At 73.3% G+C, this 21,592-nt stretch carries 22 protein-coding genes and 1 pseudogene; 13 read left to right on the forward strand and 10 right to left on the reverse strand.

Annotated elements, in window-relative coordinates; all coding sequences use genetic code 11:
- Positions 1 to 94: 94 nt before the first annotated feature.
- The 5 genes and pseudogenes from AB0927_RS33700 (at position 95) to AB0927_RS33720 (ending at position 4,889) form a co-directional block, all read left to right on the forward strand.
- Positions 95 to 1,594 (forward strand): metallophosphoesterase, encoded by a 1,500-nt coding sequence (locus tag AB0927_RS33700; protein ID WP_366671606.1) that lies wholly within the window; start codon positions 95 to 97, stop codon positions 1,592 to 1,594.
- Between the two features lie 106 nt (positions 1,595 to 1,700).
- Positions 1,701 to 2,720: pseudogene (locus tag AB0927_RS33705) on the forward strand (LLM class flavin-dependent oxidoreductase); the annotation flags it as partial.
- A gap of 124 nt (positions 2,721 to 2,844) precedes the next feature.
- Entirely contained in the window at positions 2,845 to 3,675 is an 831-nt protein-coding gene (locus tag AB0927_RS33710) for an aldo/keto reductase (RefSeq protein WP_366671607.1), read from the forward strand.
- A 58-nt stretch (positions 3,676 to 3,733) separates the two neighbouring features.
- Entirely contained in the window at positions 3,734 to 4,363 is a 630-nt protein-coding gene (locus tag AB0927_RS33715) for a DNA polymerase ligase N-terminal domain-containing protein (RefSeq protein WP_366671608.1), read from the forward strand.
- 88 nt (positions 4,364 to 4,451) lie between these two features.
- A complete protein-coding gene (locus AB0927_RS33720) occupies positions 4,452 to 4,889 on the forward strand; it encodes a cupin domain-containing protein (RefSeq protein WP_366671609.1) in 438 nt (145 codons plus the stop codon).
- Between the two features lie 8 nt (positions 4,890 to 4,897).
- On the opposite strand, the gene AB0927_RS33725 is transcribed toward AB0927_RS33720, so the two are convergent.
- The 3 genes from AB0927_RS33725 to AB0927_RS33735 all read right to left on the reverse strand — a co-directional run bounded on the left by AB0927_RS33725 (position 4,898) and on the right by AB0927_RS33735 (position 8,459).
- Complete coding sequence (locus AB0927_RS33725; RefSeq protein ID WP_366671610.1) at positions 4,898 to 7,240, reverse strand: SpoIIE family protein phosphatase; 2,343 nt, start codon at positions 7,238 to 7,240, stop codon at positions 4,898 to 4,900.
- Between the two features lie 57 nt (positions 7,241 to 7,297).
- Positions 7,298 to 7,765: a peroxiredoxin gene (locus AB0927_RS33730; protein WP_366671611.1), complete on the reverse strand. Its 468-nt coding sequence runs from the start codon at positions 7,763 to 7,765 to the stop codon at positions 7,298 to 7,300.
- Between the two features lie 172 nt (positions 7,766 to 7,937).
- Entirely contained in the window at positions 7,938 to 8,459 is a 522-nt protein-coding gene (locus tag AB0927_RS33735; protein ID WP_366671612.1) for a MarR family transcriptional regulator, read from the reverse strand.
- A 262-nt stretch (positions 8,460 to 8,721) separates the two neighbouring features.
- On the opposite strand from AB0927_RS33735, the gene AB0927_RS33740 reads away from it, so the two are divergent.
- The 4 genes from AB0927_RS33740 (at position 8,722) to hemC (ending at position 12,141) form a co-directional block, all read left to right on the forward strand.
- The gene (locus AB0927_RS33740) at positions 8,722 to 9,108 is read left to right on the forward strand and encodes an SH3 domain-containing protein (protein WP_366671613.1); all 387 of its coding nucleotides are present in this window, start codon (positions 8,722 to 8,724) and stop codon (positions 9,106 to 9,108) included.
- 191 nt (positions 9,109 to 9,299) lie between these two features.
- Entirely contained in the window at positions 9,300 to 10,079 is a 780-nt protein-coding gene (locus AB0927_RS33745) for a DUF2690 domain-containing protein (RefSeq protein ID WP_366671614.1), read from the forward strand.
- A 121-nt stretch (positions 10,080 to 10,200) separates the two neighbouring features.
- Complete coding sequence (locus AB0927_RS33750) at positions 10,201 to 11,181, forward strand: ATP-dependent DNA ligase (RefSeq protein ID WP_366671629.1); 981 nt, start codon at positions 10,201 to 10,203, stop codon at positions 11,179 to 11,181.
- An 18-nt stretch (positions 11,182 to 11,199) separates the two neighbouring features.
- Complete coding sequence (gene hemC, locus AB0927_RS33755) at positions 11,200 to 12,141, forward strand: hydroxymethylbilane synthase (protein WP_366671615.1); 942 nt, start codon at positions 11,200 to 11,202, stop codon at positions 12,139 to 12,141.
- Positions 12,142 to 12,172: 31 nt separating this feature from the next.
- Here hemC and AB0927_RS33760 read toward each other — a convergent pair whose 3' ends face one another.
- From AB0927_RS33760 to AB0927_RS33775, 4 genes are all read right to left on the reverse strand, one after another.
- Entirely contained in the window at positions 12,173 to 12,697 is a 525-nt protein-coding gene (locus tag AB0927_RS33760) for a hypothetical protein (protein ID WP_366671616.1), read from the reverse strand.
- 183 nt (positions 12,698 to 12,880) lie between these two features.
- Positions 12,881 to 13,675, reverse strand: coding sequence for an ABC transporter permease (locus AB0927_RS33765; RefSeq protein WP_366671630.1), 795 nt, complete (start codon positions 13,673 to 13,675; stop codon positions 12,881 to 12,883).
- Between the two features lie 25 nt (positions 13,676 to 13,700).
- Complete coding sequence (locus tag AB0927_RS33770) at positions 13,701 to 14,594, reverse strand: ATP-binding cassette domain-containing protein (RefSeq protein ID WP_366671617.1); 894 nt, start codon at positions 14,592 to 14,594, stop codon at positions 13,701 to 13,703.
- Complete coding sequence (locus AB0927_RS33775; RefSeq protein WP_366671631.1) at positions 14,591 to 15,109, reverse strand: MarR family transcriptional regulator; 519 nt, start codon at positions 15,107 to 15,109, stop codon at positions 14,591 to 14,593. Before AB0927_RS33775 ends, AB0927_RS33770 begins: the two co-directional genes overlap by 4 nt.
- 305 nt (positions 15,110 to 15,414) lie before the next feature.
- Between AB0927_RS33775 and AB0927_RS33780 the strand changes: the two genes are divergently transcribed.
- Entirely contained in the window at positions 15,415 to 16,218 is an 804-nt protein-coding gene (locus tag AB0927_RS33780) for an RNA polymerase sigma factor SigF (protein WP_366671618.1), read from the forward strand.
- Between the two features lie 52 nt (positions 16,219 to 16,270).
- Here the strand turns inward: AB0927_RS33780 and AB0927_RS33785 are convergent, their stop codons facing one another.
- Positions 16,271 to 16,627, reverse strand: a complete 357-nt coding sequence (locus tag AB0927_RS33785; RefSeq protein ID WP_366671619.1) for an ANTAR domain-containing protein — start codon at positions 16,625 to 16,627, stop codon at positions 16,271 to 16,273.
- A 128-nt stretch (positions 16,628 to 16,755) separates the two neighbouring features.
- On the opposite strand from AB0927_RS33785, the gene AB0927_RS33790 reads away from it, so the two are divergent.
- Positions 16,756 to 17,586, forward strand: coding sequence for a VOC family protein (locus tag AB0927_RS33790; RefSeq protein ID WP_366671620.1), 831 nt, complete (start codon positions 16,756 to 16,758; stop codon positions 17,584 to 17,586).
- A gap of 31 nt (positions 17,587 to 17,617) precedes the next feature.
- Here AB0927_RS33790 and glgX read toward each other — a convergent pair whose 3' ends face one another.
- Both glgX and AB0927_RS33800 read right to left on the reverse strand, forming a co-directional pair.
- Positions 17,618 to 19,768 (reverse strand): glycogen debranching protein GlgX, encoded by a 2,151-nt coding sequence (glgX, locus tag AB0927_RS33795; protein ID WP_366671621.1) that lies wholly within the window; start codon positions 19,766 to 19,768, stop codon positions 17,618 to 17,620.
- Positions 19,765 to 20,277, reverse strand: coding sequence for a pep a2 (locus tag AB0927_RS33800; protein ID WP_366671622.1), 513 nt, complete (start codon positions 20,275 to 20,277; stop codon positions 19,765 to 19,767). Before AB0927_RS33800 ends, glgX begins: the two co-directional genes overlap by 4 nt.
- Before the next feature lie 304 nt (positions 20,278 to 20,581).
- On the opposite strand from AB0927_RS33800, the gene AB0927_RS33805 reads away from it, so the two are divergent.
- Entirely contained in the window at positions 20,582 to 20,881 is a 300-nt protein-coding gene (locus AB0927_RS33805) for a DUF5133 domain-containing protein (protein WP_366671623.1), read from the forward strand.
- 109 nt (positions 20,882 to 20,990) lie between these two features.
- On the forward strand, positions 20,991 to 21,592 hold a 602-nt coding region (locus AB0927_RS33810), incomplete at its 3' end, for a maltotransferase domain-containing protein (RefSeq protein WP_366671624.1).

Consider the following 21,592-nt stretch of genomic DNA (forward strand, 5'->3'; position numbering starts at 1 on the left):
GCACACCCCGGCCCCGAACGCGCCTTCCGCTGCGGGCCGTTGAACCGAACCCCGGCCTCCGGCCGCTGGTCGGCGCGTTGTTACGGTGCTCCGCGTGTCTGACTCCTCTCGCGATACCGCACAGGGCGCCGGCTGGGGCTCGGCCGAGCCGGGTGCCTACCGACAGTTGATGCCGGCCCGTGTCGAGAAGCTGTCGTGGCTGAACCCCAGAGTGCTGTGGGCCGCCCGCAACGGCGTGCTGGCCTCCTGGTTCGGCGACCCCACCGGCCGTACCCGCGGCCGGTGGGTGGCCCGGCGGGAGGCCGCGGGGGTGCCCGCCGACAAGGTGTTCCGGCGGGAGGTGCCGGACACGTTCTCCTTCATGGTCATCGGGGACACCGGCGAGGGCGGGGACTCCCAGTACGCCGCCGTGCCGGGGTTCCTGAAGGCGGGCCGGGGCACGGAGTTCGCGGTGCTCGCGAGCGACGTCATCTACCCGGTGGGCAGCGCCGACGACTACGAGGACAAGTTCTTCCGCCCGTACCGGGACTACCCGGCGCCGATCTACGCGATACCCGGCAACCACGACTGGTACGAGGACCTCGGCGCCTTCATGCGCGTCTTCTGCGCCGACACCCCGCCGCCCGCTCCCGCGCCGAAACCCCGCCCGCTCGGCCGCGCCTGGTGGCAGGCGCTGCTGTGGCACCGGCCGCGCCCGGCGGACGGACAACGCCTGAACAAGGCCCGCAGGTTGCGCTCGGCGCCGGGACAGCAGGCCGAGCAGCCCGGCCCTTACTGGGCGTTGGACGCCGGGCCGGTGCGGATCATCGGCATCGACACCGGGCTGCTGGGCACCCTCGACGCCGAACAGGGCGCCTGGCTGCGCGAGGTGTCCCGGGGCCCGCGCCCGAAGATCCTGGTGACCGGCTCACCGCTGTACGTGGACGGCGAGCACCACCCGTGCCCCATCGACGGCGGCGGCACGGTGGACGACGTCGTCCGGGACCCGGAGCACCACTACGTGGCCGCGATCGGCGGCGACATCCACAACTACCAGCGGTACCCGGTCCAGGTGGACGGCCGCACCATCCAGTACGTCGTGTCGGGCGGCGGCGGGGCGTTCATGCACGCCACGCACACCATCCCGCGGGTGTCGGTCGGCGGGGTCACCGAGCGCGACTTCCGCTGCTATCCGCTGCGCGGGGACTCGCTCGCGTTCTACAGCCACCTGTACGCCCGCCGGCTGCGCCTTCGCCGCCTCGGGCTCAGCGAGTCGGAGGCCACGGCGGTGATCGCCGAGCGCCTCGGCACCGAACCCGGCCGTGCCCCGGGTCCGGGCACCCGCGTCACCCGGCGCGCCCGCCTGGTCGCAAGCCTCCTCGGCGCCGGCGGCCGCCCCGACCGCACCGCACGCCTGCGGCTGCCGGTGCGGAAGATGTACACCCAGCTCTTCTCGCCGTCCTCCGTCACCTACACCCCGCCCTTCTTCAAGTCCTTCCTGCGCCTGGACGTCGACCCGCGGGAGATCCGGATCCGCTGCTTCGCGGCGACCGGCAACCGCGCGCAGGAGCTGGACCCGCCGGTGGAGGACGAGGTCGTCGTCCCCCTGAAGTGACCCCGCCGGACGGCCCGGGCCCCACCGCCGAAACGGATCACACGGTTGTCACACTCGGGTGCCACACTCGACGAGGCAGAACCGTGTACGACCGCTGGAGGAGCCCGTGCCGTCCACCCCACGCCCGCTGCGCAAGCTGGGCTTCCTCACGATCGGCCTGTTCGATCCGGCGGATCCGGCACGGGGCCACGAGTCCACCCTGGAGATCATCGAGCTGGGCGAGCGGCTCGGCTTCGACAGCGCCTGGGTCCGCCACCGGCACCTCCAGTACGGCATCTCGTCCCCGGTCGCCGTCCTCGCCGCCGCCTCCCAGCGCACCCGCCGCATCGAACTGGGCACCGCGGTCATACCGCTCGGCTGGGAGAACCCGCTGCGCCTGGCCGAGGACCTGGCGACCGTCGACATCCTGTCCGGCGGCCGGCTGAACCCGGGCGTCAGCGTGGGCCCGCCGGTGCACTACGACCAGGTGAAGGAGGCCCTGTACCCGGACACCGCCGACGCCGAGGACTTCGGCCACGACCGGGTACGGCGCCTCCTGGACCTGGTACGCGGCAAGCCCGCCAGCGACTTCAGCGGGACCGAGGGCTTCGAGGTCTTCAGTGACGTGGTGCAGCCCCACTCCCCCGGGCTCGGCCGGCGGCTGTGGTACGGCGGCGGCAGCCTCGGCTCCGCGCGCTGGGCGGGCGCGCACGGGATGAACTTCCTGACCAGCAGCGTCGTCAAGGCGGAGGATCCGGAGGGGCCCTACGACTTCGCGCGGACACAGCGGAACCTCATCCGGGAGTTCCGGGCGCACCACCCCGACGGGGAGACGGCCCGGGTCTCCCAGGGCCTGGTGGTGATACCCACCGACTCGGCGACCCCGCGGCAGCGCGCCAAGTACGCCGAGTTCGCGGCCGCACGGCTGCCGCGCACCACCGCCCCGCAGGGCCCGGCGCGGCTGCTGTTCGCGCCGGACCTGGTCGGCACCTCGGCGGAACTGGCCGAGCGGCTGCGGGCGGACGTCGCGTTCCAGGAGGTCGACGAGGTGGCCTTCGCCCTGCCGTTCACCTTCGCGCACGAGGACTACGTACAGATCCTGACCGACATGGCGACGAAGCTGGGTCCCGCGCTCGGCCGGCGGCCGGCGGACTGCGCCGTACCGGCTCACCAGCGGCCCGCCTCCCGTCCCGTGCCGCCCCTCCGGTTGATCACCGCTCGCCCTATCCGTGAGGCTGGGAGGACGACACCGCCCAGTGGAAGGTCCCCCCGTGAACGGCATACCGGTACACACGCTCAACGACGGAACGACGATCCCCGCCCTCGGCCTCGGTACCTGGCCGCTGGACGACACGGCGGCCGAGGAGGCCGTACGCGGCGCCCTGGGCCTCGGCTACCGGCTGGTGGACACCGCGACGAACTACCGCAACGAGACCGGCGTGGGCCGGGCCCTCGCGGACGGCCCGGTGCCCCGCGAGGAGCTGGTGGTGACGACCAAGCTCCCGGGGCGCCACCACGGCTACGAGGAGACCCTGGCCTCCTTCGAGGAGTCCCGGCGGCGCCTCGGCCTGGAGTACGTGGACCTGTACCTGATCCACTGGCCCAACCCCCGGGTCGACAGGTACGTCGACTCCTGGAAGGCGATGATCAAGCTGCGGGAGGACGGTCTGGTCCGCTCGATCGGCGTCTCGAACTTCACCCCGGAGCACGTCGTGCGCCTGGAGAAGGAGACCGGGGTGCTGCCGTCGGTGAACCAGATCGAGCTGCACCCGCTGTTCCCGCAGGAGGAGCTGCGCGCCTTCCACGCGGACCGGGGCATCCTCACCGAGAGCTGGAGCCCGCTGGGCCGGGGCGGCCATCTGCTGGCCGACCCCGAGGTCACCCGGATCGCCCAGGAACACGGGGTGAGCCCCGGACAGGTGCTGCTGCGCTGGCACATCCAGCTGGGGGCGCTGCCCATCCCGAAGTCCGCCGACCCCGAGCGGCAGCGCGCCAACCTGGACGTCTTCGGCTTCGAACTGGGCTCGGACCAGATGGCCGCGATCGCCCGGCACGCCCCGCGCAGGCTCGGCGGGGACCCGGAGACGCACGAGGAGTTCTGAGACCGCCGCGCGAGGGGTACCCGGGGTCCGTGAGGCGGACGCACGGAAGGAGCCGCACGTGGCAGCGGAGGACCGGCTGCGGACGTACCGCGGCAAGCGCGACTTCGGGCGGACCCGGGAGCCCGCGGGCGGCACCCGGGAATCCTCGGGCGGACAGCCGGCCGAGGAGGGCGAGCGGCCGCGGTTCGTGGTGCAGATCCACGACGCGCGGCGGATGCACTTCGACTTCCGGCTCCAGGTGGACGACGTCCTGAAGTCCTGGTCCGTGCCGAGGGGCCCGTCCGCCGAGCCCGGCGACAAGCGGCTCGCGGTGCCGACGGAGGACCACCCGCTGGCGTACGAGGACTTCGAGGGCGTGATCCCGAAGGGCGAGTACGGCGGCGGCACGGTGATCGTGTGGGACCGGGGGACGTACGAGCCGCTGAGCCACGACCGGCGGGGGCGGCCGGTCGACTTCGCCGAGTCGCTGGCGCACGGGCACGCCACGTTCCGGCTGCACGGCGCCAAGCTGCACGGCGAGTACGCGCTGACCCGCTTCCGGGGCAGGGACGGGGAGGACGCCTGGCTGCTGGTGCGCAGGGGCCCGGCGGGGAAGGCCGGGCACGGCACCCCCGATCCGCGGCGCGCCCGTTCGGTGCGCACCGGGCGCACCCTCGCGCAGGTCGCGGCGGACGGCGGCGAGGGCTGACGGTCCGGATTCCCCGATTCCGGCCCCGCCGGGCGCCGGGGGAGCCTATGTTCGCGCCGACATCCTTCGCTGCCTTGGAGGCATCCGAATGCGCACAGCACTGCGCGGCGCCGCCCTGATCTGCGCCGTGACCGCCGCCACCGTACTGACCTGCGGGAGCGCCGGGGCGACCCCCGCGGGCCCCGGCGTGACGGCCCGCACGATCAGTGAGCGGACCGTCGGGGGCACCGACTACACCCTGCGGGAGATAACGATCCCGCCCGGCCAGAGCACCGGCTGGCACTTCCACGACGGCCCGCTCTACGGCGTGGTGCGCCAGGGCACGCTGAGCCACTTCGACTCCTCCTGCGCCCCGGACGGGGTGTACCGGACGGGCGCGCCGGTGCAGGAGCCGGCCGGGGCGGAGCACGTGCACATAGGCCGCAACCTGGGTGACACCCCGGTCGTGCTCGACGTGCTGTACGTGCTGCCGCACGGCTCCCCGTTCTCCGAGGACGCGCCGAATCCCGGCTGCTCCTTCCAGTAATCGGCCGGTCAGGCGTCGGGGAGCGGCTGTTCGGCCCAGATGGTCTTGCCCGCGGCCGTCTGCCTGCTCCCCCAGCGCTGGGTGAGCTGCGCGACCAGCAGCAGTCCCCGGCCGCCCTCGTCGTAGGCGTGCGCCCGGCGCAGGTGCGGGGAGGTGGAACTGGTGTCGGACACCTCGCAGATGAGGGCGCGGTCGCGGATCAGCCGTACCTGGATGGGCGGTTCGCCGTAGCGGATGGCGTTGGTGACGAGTTCGCTGACGACGAGTTCGGTGACGAACGCGCTCTCCTCCAGCCCCCAGGCGGCCAGTTGCTCGCCGGCGGCCTGCCGGACGACGGCGACCTGGGCGGGGTGGGCCGGGACGTCCCAGGTGGCGACGCGGTCGGCGCCGAGCGCGCGGGTGCGCACCAGCAGCAGGGCGACGTCGTCGCCGGGCTGGTCGGGCAGTACGGCCTTGAGGACACCGTCGGCGAGTGCGTCGAGGGAGTCGGCCGGTGCCCCGATGGCGCGGCGCAGCGCCTCGTCGGCGTCGGCCGGGTCCCGGTCGCGGTGCCCGACCAGGCCGTCGGTGAAGAGGGCCACGACGGAACCCTCGGGCAGCTCCAGCTCCGTCGCCTCGAAGGGCAGTCCGCCGATGCCGAGCGGCGGCCCGGCGGCCAGGGGCACGAACTCGGCGCCGGCGCCGGGCAGGACGACGACCGGGGCCGGGTGGCCGGCGGCGGCGAGCGTGAGCCGGCGCGAGACGGGGTCGTAGACGGCGTACACGCAGGTGGCGCCGAACTCCTCGACCTCCTCGCGGCCGTTCTCGGCGGCCAGGTGGGTCACCAGGTCGTCGACGTGGGTGAGGAGTTCGTCGGGCGGCAGGTCGACGTCGGCGAGGGTGCGCACGGCGGTGCGCAGCCGGCCCATGGTGGCCGAGGAACTGATGCCGTGGCCGACCACGTCGCCGACGACCAGTGCGACCCGGCCGCCGGAGAGCGGGATGACGTCGAGCCAGTCGCCGCCGATGCCGGCCTGCGAGCCGCACGGCAGATAGCGGTGGGCCACCTCCAGCGCGGCCTGTCCGGGCAGTCCGCTCGGCAGCAGGCTGTGCTGGAGGGCGAGCGCGGTGGTGCGTTCGCGGGCGAAGCGGCGGGCGTTGTCGATGCAGACGGCGGCGCGGCTGGTCAGTTCCTCGGCGAAGACGGCGTCGTCGGGGCCGTAGTCCTCCGGGTGGGCCAGGCGGACGCAGACCGCGACACCCAGGGTGGTGCCGCGGGCGCGCAGCGGTACGGCGATCATGGAGTGGACGCCCTCCCGGTGGGGTCGGCCCTCGGGTGCGCGCTCGTTGCGGTCCGCGAGCCAGGCCCGGAAGCCGGGCTCGCCGGCCTGGCTGAGCACCGCGCGGCCCTCGCGCAGCGCGCGGGCCGGCGGGGAGAGGAGCGGATAGACCTGGGTCTCGCCGACCCGCACGGCCACCCCGAGGGCGACCGGCCGGGTGGAGCCGTAGGCGACGCGGTGCAGCTCGGCGTCGTCGGTGGTGAGCATCAGGGGCTCGTCCGTGCCGAGCACCCAGTCGAGCAGGTCGACGGTCGCGAAGTCGGCGTAGCGCGGCACGAGGATCTCGATCAGTTCCTCGGCGGTGCGCACCACGTCCAGGGTGGTGCCGATGTGGGTGGCCGCCTCGTTGAGCAGGGTGAGGCGGCGTCGGGCCCAGTACTGCTCGCTGCTGTCGTAGGCGGCCATGGCGACCGCGGTCTGAGTGCCGGTGGCGTCGTGCAGCGGCCACATCTCCAGGCTCCAGAAGTGCTCCCGGTTCAGCGCGGGCGCGGCGGCGAAGCGCTCGTAGCGCACGGGCCGGCCGGTCCGGGCGACTTCGCGGAGATGGCGCAGAAGGCCCCGGTTCTCCTCGGTGTCGGCCACGGTGTCGGGGAAGAACCGGCCGGTCAGCACGGTCTCGGGGACGCCGAGGATCCGGCACGCGGCGGCGTTGAGGCGCAGGTAGCGCTGCCGGAGGTCGAAGACGGACATCGACATGGACGCCTGTTCGAAAGCCTGCGCGGCGAGCGCGGCACCGGGTGGTTCGGCCGTGACGGCATAGCCCGCGGGCCGTCCGTCGCCGCCGTCGACGGGGCAGACGGTGACGGCCGCCTCGACGCAGTGGCCGTCGCGGTGGCGCAGGGCGAGGGTGGCGTACCGCGTCCCCGCCCGCGCGGTGAGGGCTTCCCCGGGGAGTTCCCCGGCGAGCAGGTCGGCCGCCGGGCGGCCCACCACCTCCTCGGCCGGGTGCCCGGTGAGCACCCGCGCGCCCTCGCTCCACCCGGTCACCCTGCCCCGGATGTCGATGACCGCCATGGCGGCGACACGGTCCATAAGGCCCAGAATGATCCGATTGTCGCGGCTCCTCAAGCGCGGGGGCCGCGACCCGGCTCAGGCCCGGTGGGCGCGCAGGGCGGCGAGGGCCTTGTCGGCGTGGGTGTTCATGCGCAGCTCGCTGCGGACGATCTCCAGTACGGTGCGGTCCTCGGCGATGACGAAGGTGACGCGTCTGGTGGGCGCGAGGGAGAAGCCGCGCCTGACCCCGAACCGCTCGCGGACCGTGCCGTCGGCGTCGGACAGCAGCGGCATGCCGAGCGTGTGCCGCCCGGCGAACTCCCGCTGCTTGTCGACCTCGTCGCCGCTGATGCCGACGGGCCGGGCACCGAGCGCGGCGAACTCGGCGGCGAGATCACGGAAGTGACAGGCCTCGGCGGTGCAGCCCGGAGTGAGGGCCGCGGGATAGAAGAAGAGGACCACGGGGCCGTCGGCGAGCAGTTCGCCGAGGCGGCGGACGGTTCCGGTCTCGTCGGGGAGGGCGAAGTCCTCGGCCTTGTCCCCGACGCCGATGCGCCCGCTCATGGCCGGGCCTGCGCGACTGCGAGGGTGCGGACCGGAGCGGCGGGCGGCGGGAGCGGGCGTTCGCGGCGGGGCAAGGTTCCTCCTCGGGTGGGCCTGCCGCCGGATATTACCGGGCGGTAGACCGCGGGGCGGCCCGTTCGCACGAGCCCTTCACACGGCTTCTCCCCGACGCTCAGCCCTCGGCCGGGCCCTGCCCCTCCCGCCCCGCCTCGGCCGCGGCCGAGTACGCGAGGAAGTCGTCGACCATCCGGTGGAACAGCGCGGCCAGCTGCCGCAGTTCCTCGGGCCGCCAGCCGTCCAGCGCGAGCTGCATCTCCCCGGCGCCGGCCTCCCGGAGCCGGCCGACGGCCAGCCGGCCGGCGTCGGTGAGCCGGATCCGCTGGGCGCGCCCGTCGTCGGGGTCGGGCACCCGGGTGACGTATCCGGCCCGCTGGAGCTGCTGCACGGTCCGGGTCACGTGCGAGGCCTCCACACCGAGGCGGTGGGCCACCTCGCCCGGCCGCAGCGGCTCGCAGTCGGCGATCTGCCGCAGCAGCGCCACGGCGGCCCGGTCCAGCGGCACGTCGGCCAGGGCGCGCAGCCGGTCGTGGTGCCGGGTGCGCGTGCCGAGGTAGGTGATGCGGGTGAGGGCGCGCTCGATCTCGGCGACCTCCGGGGAGGCCGCGGGCGGGCCGGACGGCGAGGGCGCGGGCATGTCTCCGAGTCTACGCGGACATTGCGCGACTCAACCTTTTCGTCCCGGCGGGTCCGGCGGCACGATCCGAGCCGCTCCGGCACGCCCGCGCGGTCCGGCGCACCCCCGGCAGGCCAGGGCGCCGAGACGCCGGGCGCCCGGTCTCCGGGACGTCCCGGGCCGTGCCAGGGGACACGGAAACGGCATGGTGAGGGCCGGTGACGGCAAGGCTGGGCGGCGTGATCACGGTTCGTGGTCACGAGATCGACAGCCGGAGGTTTCCATGTTCCGACGGGCCCTCAAGAGCGTTCTGCCGGCCGCGGCCGCGGTGCTCGTACTGCTCCCCGTGACGGCCGGTGCCGCCGCGGCGAGCGGTGTCGCCGCGCACCCGGCGGCGGCCGCCGCCACCGCCCCGCGGCACCACGTCCGCACGCATCCCTACTTCACCGGCCGGGTCGCCACCCATCGCGTCCGGCTCAACGTCCGCTCCGGTCCGGGCACCGGCTACCGGGTGGTCGGCCACCGGCACACCCGTGGGCTCGTCTCGGTCAGCTGCAAGACCTACGGCTCCCGGGTGCACGGCAACCACGTCTGGTACCGGCTCCCGCACCGCCGGGGCTACGTCTCCGCCCACTACGTGACCACCGGCCGGTACGTCCCCTGGTGCTGACCGGCACCCACCGCACCATCCGCTGACCGCCGAGGGCCTGTCCGGGAGCCGCGTCCCGAACAGGCCTTCGGCACGAGGGTGCTTGACCCGGCCCATACCTCGTCCGGTGTTGCAGCGAGCGTCCGACAGGGAAGCCATTCCGGCAACAGGGGCGAAACGCCCATAGGGGAATGGGAGTCGAGGAACGCACGATGCGGCACCCCCAAGGATCGACCGCGCCGGACGAGTCGCTGGTGGTGAGACTGCGCGAACTGAAGGACCGTACGGGGCTGAGCCTGGCGGCGCTGGCCGCGCGCACCCCCTACAGCAAGTCCGCCTGGCACCGCTACCTTTCGGGCGGCAAGCGGCCGCCGAAGCCCGCCGTGGAGGCCCTGTGCCGGCTGGCCGACGCCGACGCCGCGGCCGTACTGGCGCTGTGGGAGGCGGCCGACGACCCCGCTCCCCCGGGCCCGCCCGCGGAAGGTCCCGGCGGCCGGCGCGCGTCCCGGCTTCCGCTGTGGATCTCGGTGTCGGCGCTCGCGCTGTTCGGCGCGGCGACGGCGGTGGCCGCCGCCGTGGCCCTGTCCGGGCGCCCGTCAGTCACGCCCACGGCCCGGTCCCTGACCGGGGTGCCGCACTGTCACGGCGCCTCCTGCCAGGGAGAACTGCCCGACAGCTCCGTGTGCGCCCGGGACGCGCAGACCAGGAGTTCGATCACCGACCGCGCCTATGCCGTACGGCTGCGCTACTCGCCGTCCTGCGGCACCGTCTGGTCGGAGGTGCGGGTGCGCGGCCCGCGGGCCCGGGAGGTCTCGGTGCGGGCCGGCGACGACATCCTCTCCGCGCGCTATCCGGCCGGTGACGTCACCGGCGTCAACAGCCCGATGCTGTCGGTGGGTTCGCCCCGGGGCGTGGAGGCGTGTGCCGAGGTGGGCGGGAAGGTGGCGTGCACCGGCCTGGACGCGGACGGGCCGCCGGCCACCGGGGACTGACCGGGAGCGGGAGCGGTGCCGGAGGACCGGCGGGAGCCGGCGGGCACCCCGTTCAGGGGAACCGGTGGCCGAAGGCGCGTGCGGGGGCCGGGAACGGTCGACACCTTCTGCCGTGACCGCCGTGACCCTGCCGTTCATCGCGCCGATGCTCGCCACCCCCGGCTCGCTGCCGCCCGCCGCGCAGGACGCGCGCTGGGCGTACGAGACCAAGCAGGACGGGCAGCGGGTGATGGTCTACCTGCCCGGGGACGGCACCCTGGTGCTGCGCGCCCGTTCGGGTGAGGTGATCACCGGGGCGTATCCCGAACTGGCGCCGCTCGGCGGCGCGCTCGGCGGCACCCCCGCGGTCCTCGACGGCGAGGTGCTGGCCCTGGACCCGGACGGCCGGGCCGACTTCCAGCTCCTGCAGAGCCGGATGGGCCTCGCCCACGCGCCCGCGCGGGCCGTGCGCCGGGCCGCGCGGGTGCCGGTGCACCTGGTGGTGTTCGACGTGCCGTACCTGGCCGAGCCGCTGCTGCGGCAGCCGTACGCGCGACGCCGGGCCCGGCTGCTGGAGCTGGAGCTGTCCGGGCCGTACTGGTCGACGCCCGGCGCGGTGACCGGGCACGGCGCCCAGGCGCTCGCGGCCACCCGGGAGCACGGACTGGAGGGCCTGGTGTGCAAGCGGCTCGACTCGGTGTACGAGCCCGGGGTGCGCTCGCGCGCCTGGATCAAGATCCGCAACCTGCGCGCCGAGGACGTGATCGTGGGCGGCTGGCTGCCCGGCAAGGGGCGGCTGACCGGGCTGCCCGGCGCGGTGCTGGTGGGCCAGCGGGACACGGCCGGCCGGCTGCGCTACGTCGGCGGGGTGGGCACCGGCTGGAGCGAGGCGGAGCGGACCCGGCTCGCGGAACTGCTCGCGGACGCGGCGAGCGGGCACTGCCCCTTCGAGCCGGCGCCCCGCCTGCCGGGCGCCCGCTGGGTGCTGCCCCGGCTCGTCGGCGAGGTCAGCTACAGCACCCGTACCCGGTCCGGGATGCTGCGTCAGCCGTCCTGGCTGCGGCTGCGTCCGGATCTCGCCCCAAAGGACTCGGCGGCGGACCTCCCCGCGGAGCCGGGATGAGGTCCGAAGGTCTATCGTGTGCGCATGCCGGTTCCCGAACTGATCCGAATCGTCTCCCGTGACTCGCCCATGGCCCTGGCCCAAGTCGCGCGGGTCCGTGCCGAGTTGGCCGCCCTGCACCCGCGGCTGCGCACCGAGGTCGTCCCGGTGAAGACCACCGGCGACAAGTGGCTCGGCGATCTGGCCCACGTGGAGGGCAAGGGGGCGTTCACCAAGGAGGTGGACGCGGCGCTGCTGGCCGGGGCCGCGGATCTCGCGGTGCACTGTGTGAAGGACGTGCCCGCCGACCGGCCGCTGCCCGCCGGGACGGTGTTCGCCGCGTTCCTGAAGCGGGACGACATCCGGGACGCGCTGGTGCACCCGGGCGGGCTCACCCTGGACGAGCTGCCGGACGGCACCCGCGTCGGCACCTCCTCGGTGCGCCGGGTCGCCCAACTGGCCGCGAGCCACCCGCATCTGGAGTGCGTGCCGTTCCGCGGGAACGCCAACCGCAGGCTCCAGAAGCTCGCCGACGGCGAGGCGGACGCGCTGCTGCTCGCGGCGGCCGGGCTGGAGCGCATCGGGCGGACCGACGTGATCAGCGAGATCCTGTCCCCGGAGACGATGATGCCGCCGATCGGCGCGGGCATCCTCGCCCTGCAGTGCCGGGAGGACGACGCCGGTCTGATCGACGTGATCAGCGGGCTCGGCGACCCGGACACCTACCGGGAGGCGACGGCCGAACGGATGTTCCTGCATGTGCTGCAAGGGCACTGCAACAGCCCGATCTCCGGGTACGCGCGCGTGGACGGCGGCGGTGAACTCTCCCTGCGGGCCTGCGTGTTCACGCCCGACGGCAAGACCCGGCTGCACGCCCACGAGTGGGCGGGCCGGCTCGACCCGGCCACGCTCGGCACCTCGGTCGCGGTGGCGCTGCTGCGGCAGGGCGCGCGGGAGATCATCGACGGCATCCCGCACTGAGCGGGGCGCGGGAGCAGGGCCCGGAGGGCGCTCAGGCGGTGCCGGGCTCCGTCTGCTCCTTCAGGAAGGCGCTGACCTGGTGGGCCAGGTCGCCCTGCCCGGGGCCCACGGGGGTGGCCTGCGTGGTCGCCTCCTGGACGCCGGTGCCGCCGGCCCACAGCCGGCGGTCGGTCCACTCCTCGTCCACCCGTAGCTGCACCTGGACGTCCACATGGCTGAGCGCGGCCTCGGGGGCGGCGGCGTAGACGACTGCGGTGGCCCGGCGCAGCGGATAGACGTCGAAGCCCTCGATGAACTGCGAGTTGCGCCAGTCGATGAACGCGCCCTCGCCGTCCGGACCGACCCTGACGTCGACCTGTCCGTCCTCCAGATGGACGCCGAAGTGCCGCGTGCCGCGGTTCTCGATCGTCACCCGGATACTGAAGTACGTCAGCCCGGCCGCGGCGTCGTCGCGTCCGCGAGGCGGTTCGGCGGCCTCCAGGCGGTGGACGCGGACCCGCAGACCGGCATGCTCCTCGTACTCCTGCCAGTCACCGACCACGTTCGGCTCGTACACAGTGCCCCTCTCGACCCCCGAGTGTCTATCTGTGGGCTCAGCGGACTGTCAAATGAGCGGAATACGCCGTGCCCGCAGGGTTCGCCCGCTTTGATCGTTGATCAAGCGCTGCCCAGGAAGAATCCCTCCGGGCCCTTTTCCGGCGGCCTACGGCGCGTGCCGCACATCACGTTCCCGGCAAGATCACCGGGCCAGCCGGCCGAGCAGTGAGGACGCCGCGGTGATGCCGAGCGCGGCGGCGATCACCAGCACCCCGAAGTCGGCGCCGAGATGCGCCGGGGTGCCGAGCAGCAGCCCGCGCAGCGCGTCGACTTGGTAGCTCAGCGGGTTGAACTTGCTGACGGCCTGGAGCCAGCCCGGCATCACGGAGACGGGATACAGGGCGTTGGAGCCGAAGAAGAGCGGCATGGTGATCGCCTGCCCGAAGCCCATCAGCCGGTCGCGGCTGAGCACGATGCCCGCGATGGTCATCGAGAGGCAGGAGAAGAACACGGAGGCGAGGATCACCGCGAGGGCGACGCCGAGCAGTTTCAGCGGGTTCCAGGTGAGGGCGACGCCGAGCACGGCGGCGATGACGATCACGACGATCGCCTGCACCAGGGACTTCACGCCGGCCGCGAACGCCTTGCCGGTGATCAGCGCCGAGCGCGGGGTCGGGGTGACGAGCAGCTTGTTCAGGATGCCCGCGTCCCGCTCCCAGATGATCTGGATGCCGTAGAAGATCGCGATGAACATGGCGGACTGGGCGATGATGCCGGGCGCCATGTAGTCGATGTAGGGGATGCCGCCGGTGGGGATCGCCCGGATGCGGGTGAAGGTCTGACCGAAGATCAGCAGCCACAGGGCCGGCTGGACCGCGCGGGTGTACAGCTCGGTGCGGTCGTGGCGCAGCTTCTGCAGTTCCACGGTGCACATGGCGACCACCCGGGCGGGCAGCAGCCGCCAGCCGGCGCGGGGCACCGGGGGGCTGAGCAGCAGTGCGGTGTCCTTGCCGAGGGTGCGGTCAGCCGACGCGGCGCGCGGTGCGGCGGGTGCTTCGGACTTCACGGAAACCTCCTCCGGTGTTGTCGTCGAGGCCGCTGCCGGCGACGTCACGGAAGACGTCCTCCAGCGTGGGCAGGGTCTCGGTGCCCTCGCGTTCGGCGAGGCCCCGGCGCAGTTCCTCGGGGGTGCCGAGGGCGCGGACGCGGCCGCGGTGCATCAGGCCGACCCGGTCGCAGTACTGGTCGGCCTCGTCCATGTAGTGGGTGGTGACGAGGACCGTCATGCCGGTCGCTTCGCGTACGGCGGTGATGTGCTCCCACACGCCGGTGCGGGCGATCGGGTCCAGGCCGATGGTCGGCTCGTCCAGGATCAGCAGCCGGGGGGCGCTGACCAGGGCCTGGGCGAGTTCGAGGCGGCGGACCATGCCGCCGGAGTAGGTGCCGGCGAGCCGGTCGGCGGCCTCGGAGAGATCCACGGCGGCGAGCGCCTGGTCGACGCGCGCGGCACGCTCCCGGCGCGGCACGTCGAACACGCGGGCGAACAGGGCGACGTTCTCGCGCCCGGTGAGCCCGCTGTCGGCGGACAGCTGCTGCGGGACATAGCCGAGCAGGCGGCGCACTTCCATGCGTTCCCGGGCGGCGTCGTGCCCGAAGACGCGGACCATGCCGGCGGGGACCGGCAGCAGGGTGGTGAGGCAGCGGATGGCGGTGGTCTTGCCCGCGCCGTTCGGCCCGAGCAGCCCGAAGACCTCGCCCTCGCGGACGGCCAGGTCGAGGCCGTCGACGGCCTTGGTCTCGCCGAAGGCGTAGGTGAGCCCGGTGCAGCTGACGGCGTCCGCGGGGGCGGGGACCCCCGCCGGGTCGGCGGCTGCCGGTGCCGGGGTGGCGGACGTGTCCGCCGGGTCGGTCGTCATGATGGCGTGCCCTCCGTCCAGGGTCCCTCCGGAGCGGGCCGTGCCCCGGCCGGCGTGGTCACGGGTTCCTCGGTCTCCGCGTGCAGCCGGCCCGCGAGTCTGCGCAGGGCCGGGAGGGCCGCGCGCAGGGCCGTGAGGTCGGCCGCGTCGAGGCCGTCGAGGTGCCGGCCGACCAGCTCGGCGCGGCGGCGGTGCCAGTCCTCCAGGCGCTTCTCGGCGGCCCCGGTCAGCCGCAGCCGCGCGGCCCGCCGGTCGGCCGGGTCCGTCTCCCGGACCAGGTACTCCTCCCGCACGAGCTGGTTGACCAGCGTCGAGACGGAGTTGCCCGCCAGGTGCAGTTCCCTGGCCGCCTCCGAGACGCCGATCCCCGGCCGGGACTCGACCAGGCGCAGCAGCTCCACCTCGGCACCGCGCAGCCGGGGCCCGGTCAGGCCGCCGCGCAGCCGTCGCCGGATCAGCCGCTGGATGCCGACGAGCGCGTCGGTCAGTTCCGCCGGGAAGGTCTCGGGCGCCACGGGCGGAACCTCGCCGCCGGGCCCTCGTATCGCTTCGTCTTCCACGCCCGAAGATTACCTCTGCTACAGAGGTAATCACCCGTCGAGCGACCCCAAAAGGCGGTCAAGATGACTGGCGATTTGCCTGATATCGGGTGAATTGTTTCGTGGTGTCCGTCAGGGGGAAAACCCACCTTGTGCTTCGGACAGGAGGCACTTCCGTGGGAGCCGACCGCCGGGCGGCCGGACGCCCCAGTGTCCTTCCATGACCAAGCGCGCCTCCCACGGTGTCTGTCCATCCGGCACCGGCGAGAGAGGTGCGCGCAATGCCTGTCAACGGCAGCACCAAGCCCAGGTCCCACCCCCATCCGCACGACGACGCGCCGGACACGGGCAAGTCCTTCGAGCGGCTCGCGGAACTGCCCGACGGCCCCGAGCGCCGGGCGCTGCGGGACGAACTGGTCCGGCTGTGGCTGCCCATGGCCGAGCGGATCGCCGTACGGTTCCGCGGTCGCGGGGAGTCCCTGGAGGATCTGTACCAGGTGGCCGCGCTGGGCCTGGTGAAGGCCGTCGACCATTACGACCCGGCGCGCGGCCGCGCCTTCGAGGCGTACGCGGTGCCGACCATCACCGGTGAGATAAAGCGGCACTTCCGGGACCACATGTGGACCCTGCACGTGCCCCGCCGGGTCCAGGACCTGCGCAACCGCGTGCGTACCGCCGTGAAGGAACTGTCCCAGTCCACGCCGGGACGGCCGCCCACCGTGGCCGAGATCGCCGCGTACACCGAGCTGGACGAGGACGAGGTGCGCACCGGGATGGAGGCGCTGGAGTGCTTCTCCGCGCTGTCGCTGGACGCCGAGGTGGCGGGCACGGACGGCTACGCCCTCGGGGACTCGCTGGGCGGGCCGGATCCCGGCTACGACCTCGTGGTGGACCGGGCCGCCGTCAAGCCGTGTCTCGCGGCGCTGCCCGAGCGCGAGCGGACCATTCTCTACCTGCGGTTCTTCCGCGGGATGACGCAGAGCCGGATCGCCCAGCAGCTCGGTATCTCGCAGATGCACGTGTCGCGGCTGCTCAGCGGGTGCTTCGACCGGCTGCGGGAGGAACTGCTGTCGGAGGCGCGGTGAGGGCCGGGCGCTCGGCCGATCCCTGTGAGCCTCTCCGGGTGCGGGCTCCGTGTCAGGCGGAGCCCGGCCGGCCCGGGGCGGGCGGGCCCGGTACGGGTTCCGTGTCACCGCCGGGTGTCTGGGCGGGGCCGTGCCGGTCCAGCGCCTCTTCCAGTTCCGCGCTGATCTCGGGCGGGATCTCGCCCCGGCGGCCCCAGATCAGGACCAGCTCGGCGATGTAGCGCAGCCTGATGTTGGTGTGCTGGGAGACGTCCCGCAGCACCTGCCAGCCCTGCTCGGGGGTGACGCGGCCGAGGGCCACCATCATCCCGATCGCCTGGTCCACGACGGCGTGGGAGGCCACGGCCTGCTTCAGCTGGTCGACCTCGGCCCGCAGTGCGGCGATCTTGTCCGGCGCGCTCTCTCCCATTCCTCCATCGTGCGCACCGGCCTGTCCCCGTGCCACCGGGGGTACTCGACAGGCGCCCCACCCGTTTCCGGTTGGACACTGGAGCCAGACCGGTGACCCCCGGCTTCCGAGAGCAGGACACGAGCGCCATGAACCGAGAAACCCCTGTGAGCGACGGAGCGAGCGGCGACCGACACGGGCCGCGCGGGCGGGAGGTCGTCTCCTCGCACACCGTCTTCGGCGCACCGTGCTGGGTGAGCCTGACCAGCCGTGACCTCCAGGCCACCCAGGACTTCTACACGGCCGTCCTGGGCTGGCGCTGGCGCGGCGCGAAGCTCGGCGAGCACTTCCGGGTCGCGCTCGCGGACGGGGTGCCGGTGGCCGGCATCGCCGCCGTGGCCTCGATGTGGCAGATGGCGGTGGCGTGGACGCCGTACTTCGCGGTGCCGGACGCGGACGTCGCGGTGGCGCGGGCGCGGGAGCGTGGCGGCACGGCGGCGGTCGGACCGCTCTCCTTCTCGCCGGGCCGGGCCGCGCTGCTCGCCGACCGTGACGGGGCCACCTTCGGGATCTGGCAGGGGGAGCTGGTCGCCAACTGGGAGGCGTGGCGGCGGGCGGCGCCCACGTTCATCCGGCTGCACACCCGCAACGCCTTCGACTCCGCGATGTTCTACGGCGAGATCCTCGACTGGGCGTCGGGGAAGCCGGGGTGCTGCGAGGTCGAGTACGACGGCGACGAGGTCGTGCTGCGCAGCCAGGGGGACGCCGTGGCGCGGATCGACTCGGGCGCGGTGGAGGCGGCGCCGGACCCCTCCGTACGGCCGCACTGGCAGATCCACTTCGCGGTGGCGGACGTGCCGGGGTGCGCGCGGGCGGCGGAGAAGCACGGGGGCAGCGTCCTGAAGGAGGACGAGACGGAGGCGATCCTGCGGGACGCGGACGGCGCCCAGTTCACGGTGATGTCCAGGCGCCCACGCTGATCCTGCCCTCACTCCCCGGCTGCTCCCCCGCCTACCGCCCCGCCTTCGACGGACGCGTCAGCAGGACCAGGCTCCGGGCCTCCGCGCGCAGCCGCGTCCCCGCCTTGTGTTCCCGTTCGTCCACGAGGTCGTCGGCACCCGTGTCGACCAGTGTCGTCCAGCGTTCGCCGAAGGTGTCGTCGGGAAGGCGGAAGTCCACCGGTTCCCAGTACCCGTTGAGCAGGAGCAGGAAGGAGTCGTCCACCAACCGCCGCCCGTAGGGGTCCCGTTCGGCGATCGCGTCGCCGTTGAGGAACACGCCGACGGAGTGCGCGTCCCCGCGCTGCCAGTCGCGGTCCGTCATCTCGCGGGCGTCGGGCCGCAGCCACATGAGGTCCGGCAGCGGCTGTTTCGCGTTCGTCACGGTCTCGCCCCGGAAGAAGCGGCGCCGGCGCAGCACGGGATGGGCGGCGCGCAGCGCGATGAGGTTCCGGGTGAAGTCCGCGAGGCCGCGCTGCTCGGGGGTCAGGTCCCAGTCCACCCAGGAGATCTCGTTGTCCTGGCAGTACGCGTTGTTGTTGCCGCGCTGGCTGCGTCCGAGTTCGTCACCGTGGCACAGCATCGGGATGCCCTGGGAAAGCAGCAGGGTGGCAATGAGGTTGCGCTGCTGACGGGCCCGCAGTGCGAGCACGGCGGGGTCCGTGGTGTCCCCCTCGACGCCGCAGTTCCAGGACCGGTTGTGGCTCTCCCCGTCCCGGTTGTCCTCCCCGTTCGCCTCGTTGTGCTTGTCGTTGTACGACACCAGGTCCCGCAGCGTGAACCCGTCGTGCGCGGTGACGAAGTTGACGCTCGCCCGCGGCCGGCGCCTGCTGTGCTGGTACAGGTCGGAGGAGCCGGTCAGCCGGGAGGCGAACTCGCCCAGGGAGCCGGGCTCGGCGCGCCAGAAGTCCCGTACGGCGTCCCGGTACCGGCCGTTCCACTCCGACCACAGCGGCGGGAAGTTGCCGACCTGGTAGCCGCCCTCCCCCACGTCCCAGGGCTCGGCGATCAGCTTGACGCGGCTGATCACCGGGTCCTGCTGGATCAGGTCGAAGAACGCCGAGAGCCGGTCCACCTCGTGGAACTGCCGGGCCAGCGTGGCCGCGAGGTCGAACCGGAAGCCGTCGACGTGCATCTCGGTGACCCAGTACCGCAGCGAGTCCATGATCAGCTGGAGCACATAGGGGTGCCGCATCAGCAGGCTGTTGCCGGTGCCCGTGGTGTCGTAGTAGTGCGCCCAGTCGCCGTCCACCAGCCGGTAGTACGAGGCGTTGTCGATGCCCCGGAAGGACAGGGTGGGGCCGAACTCGTTGCCCTCGGCGGTGTGGTTGTAGACCACGTCGAGGATGACCTCGAGGCCGGCCGCGTGCAGCGCCTTCACCATGGCCTTGAACTCGTTGACCTGCCGGCCCCGGCTGCCGAAGGCGGCGTAGGCGTTGTGCGGGGCGAAGAAGCCGATCGTGTTGTAACCCCAGTAGTTGGACAGGCCCCGGTCCTGGAGCACGCCGTCCTGGACGAACTGGTGCACCGGCATCAGCTCCACCGCCGTCACCCCGAGCGAGGTCAGGTGCTCGATGACGGCGGGATGGGCGAGGCCGGCGTAGGTGCCGCGCAGCCGTTCGGGGACGTCCGGGTGGGTGCGGGTCAGCCCGCGCACATGGGCTTCGTAGATCACGGAGTCCGCGTACGGGGTGCGCGGCGGTCGGTCGTCGCCCCAGTCGAAGTACGGGTCGGTGACCACGCCCAGCATGGAGTGCCCGGCGCTGTCGGCGGGGGCCGGCCCGTCCGGTGAACGCTCGTACAGGGAGGCGTGGTTGTCGATCTGGCCGTCCACCGCGCGCGCGTACGGGTCGAGCAGCAGCTTCTTCGGGTTGCAGCGGTGGCCGAGCGAGGGCTGCCAGGGGCCGTGCACCCGGTAGCCGTAGCGCCGGCCGGGCCCGACGCCGGGCAGATAGGCGTGCCAGACGAAGCCGTCGACCTCCTGCATCCGGACGGACCGCATGGACTTCTTGCGGCCCGTCTCGTCCACGAGGATCAGGTCGACCCGCTCGGCGACCTCGCTGAACAGCGCGAAATTGGTGCCCTGCCCGTCGAAGGAGGCGCCCAACGGGTAGGGCTGCCCGCTCCAGACGGGCAGCCCTTTCCGGGGGGTGCGGGCGCTCACCGGCTGCCCTCCAGGGTGTCGTCACCGGCGGGCGCGGGCGCGGCCAGGACGGCCACCCGATGCCGGCGCGGCTCTTGCAGGCCCGTGCTCAGGAACGGCTCCGGCGGCAGTGGCACCAGGGGCACGCGCTCGCCGGCGCGGGCGCGCTGCGAGAACCAGATGATCTTGCTGCCGGTCTCGGCGGCGCAGCAGCCCCAGCCGTCGCTCATGGCGGCGATGTCCACGAGAGCGGCCCGCAGGTCCTGGTCCGGGCGCAGTTCGGGGTCGTCGTCGCCGAAGGCGGTGATGAGGTGCTGCCCGTTCCACCACATCTCGATGGACGTGTGCTTGTCACTGGCGTGCTGGTCGATCGCCCGCAGCAGCAGTTCGGCGCCGCGGCAGACGGGGACCACGAGATTGTCGAGGTCCCAGTGGCGGAGGTGGGCGGCCAGGATGCGGCTGACCTGTCCCACCCGTTCCGGGCTGACTTCCACGTCGAGGTGGTAGTAGCAGGGCACTGCGGTCTTCATCGTCGCTTGCTCCTCACCGGCGAAGCTCTCGCTCCCCTCGCCCTGTCCGGGAGGGATCCCGGACACACAGCGTGAGCGGTGATCGCTTCTGAGTCATCTCCAACGGTGGGGCCACTACGCCATTCGTGCAACACGATCACACCTCGCCCCTCATGGTTGAAGATCCAACAAGACGTTGCGTCGTCGCACGTGCACCATGAGTGAAAGCCTCGATCGCCGTAACGGTGCCGCGCCCACCCCTGCGCGAACGCCACCCGACCGTCGGGAACGCGCCCAGTCGAGAGCGTGGAGGGTGGAGAGGGCCATGCTGCTACCCGCCAAGGCCGAAGTGGCCCGGCAGTTGCGGCGTTACCGGACGTGGGAGCGCGTGGCGCTCGCCTCGCCGTACGACCGCAGGGTCCGGGCCACGTTCGAGGACTCGGGGTACACCTTGTGCGTTCTGATGGGCAAGCGCTGCGCCCGCGAGGCGGCGGACGCGGCGGAGCGCTATCTGCGCACGAGTCCGGTCACCTACCTGCGCGAGCAGGACGGAGGGCCGATGTCGCGCCGTTCGGTGCGAAGGGCGCCGGCTTCGGAGCGGCGTTCCACGGCGCCGAGCCCCTGAGCTGGCACCGTACAAGGCGTTCCCTTCGGGGACCGGCACGGGCCGGCCCCGCTCTCGGATCGCGAAGCCGTGCCGGTGCCCGGCTTCGCGCACGGCGGAGGTGAAATACATGCGCAGGACCCCGGCCATCGGCCGTGTACCGGTACGTGACGTCCGGCCGGCCGTGGAGTGCGGCAGGCGCCCGGCGAAGGCGGTGGCCGGGGAGACCTTCCAGGTGACCGCCACCGTGTTCCGGGAGGGGCACGATGCCATCGGTGCCAATGTGGTCCTGCGCGATCCCAGGGGCCGGCGCGGCCCCTGGACCCCGATGCGCGAGGTGTCCCCCGGCAGCGACGTGTGGGGCGCCGAGGTCACCCCGGACGTGACGGGCCGTTGGACCTTCCGGGTGGAGGCGTGGAGCCATCCGCTGGCGACGTGGCGGCACACCGCCCTCGTCAAGGTGCCGGCCGGGATCGACACCGGGCTGGTCCTGGAGGAGGGCGCCGAGCTGTACGAGCGTGCCGCCGCCGGTGTGCCCAAGGGCCCGGAGCGCGACCTGGTGGCGGCCGCCGCCCGCGCGCTCGGCGACGACTCCCTCTCGGTCCACGAGCGCCTCAGGCCCGCGCTGTCCCCACGGGTGCGGACCGTGCTGGACCGCCATCCGCTGCGGGAACTGGTCACCGCCTCCGATCCGATGCCGCTGCTGGTGGAGCGGGAGCGGGCCCTGTACGG

The sequence above is a fragment of the Streptomyces sp. NPDC048106 genome (assembly GCF_040706415.1).
Lineage (GTDB): Bacteria > Actinomycetota > Actinomycetes > Streptomycetales > Streptomycetaceae > Streptomyces.

What these genes read in the sequence shown, in the direction of transcription:
- AB0927_RS33770 (WP_366671617.1), bottom strand. Translation starts at nt 14,594, where the DNA reads ATGACGACCGACCCGGCGGACACGTCCGCCACCCCGGCACCGGCAGCC.
- AB0927_RS33730 (WP_366671611.1), bottom strand. Translation starts at nt 7,765, where the DNA reads ATGAGCGGGCGCATCGGCGTCGGGGACAAGGCCGAGGACTTCGCCCTC.
- AB0927_RS33790 (WP_366671620.1), top strand. Translation starts at nt 16,756, where the DNA reads ATGAACCGAGAAACCCCTGTGAGCGACGGAGCGAGCGGCGACCGACAC.
- AB0927_RS33720 (WP_366671609.1), top strand. Translation starts at nt 4,452, where the DNA reads ATGCGCACAGCACTGCGCGGCGCCGCCCTGATCTGCGCCGTGACCGCC.
- AB0927_RS33745 (WP_366671614.1), top strand. Translation starts at nt 9,300, where the DNA reads ATGCGGCACCCCCAAGGATCGACCGCGCCGGACGAGTCGCTGGTGGTG.
- AB0927_RS33785 (WP_366671619.1), bottom strand. Translation starts at nt 16,627, where the DNA reads ATGGGAGAGAGCGCGCCGGACAAGATCGCCGCACTGCGGGCCGAGGTC.
- AB0927_RS33725 (WP_366671610.1), bottom strand. Translation starts at nt 7,240, where the DNA reads ATGGACCGTGTCGCCGCCATGGCGGTCATCGACATCCGGGGCAGGGTG.
- AB0927_RS33735 (WP_366671612.1), bottom strand. Translation starts at nt 8,459, where the DNA reads ATGCCCGCGCCCTCGCCGTCCGGCCCGCCCGCGGCCTCCCCGGAGGTC.
- AB0927_RS33740 (WP_366671613.1), top strand. Translation starts at nt 8,722, where the DNA reads ATGTTCCGACGGGCCCTCAAGAGCGTTCTGCCGGCCGCGGCCGCGGTG.
- AB0927_RS33805 (WP_366671623.1), top strand. Translation starts at nt 20,582, where the DNA reads ATGCTGCTACCCGCCAAGGCCGAAGTGGCCCGGCAGTTGCGGCGTTAC.
- AB0927_RS33780 (WP_366671618.1), top strand. Translation starts at nt 15,415, where the DNA reads ATGCCTGTCAACGGCAGCACCAAGCCCAGGTCCCACCCCCATCCGCAC.
- AB0927_RS33800 (WP_366671622.1), bottom strand. Translation starts at nt 20,277, where the DNA reads ATGAAGACCGCAGTGCCCTGCTACTACCACCTCGACGTGGAAGTCAGC.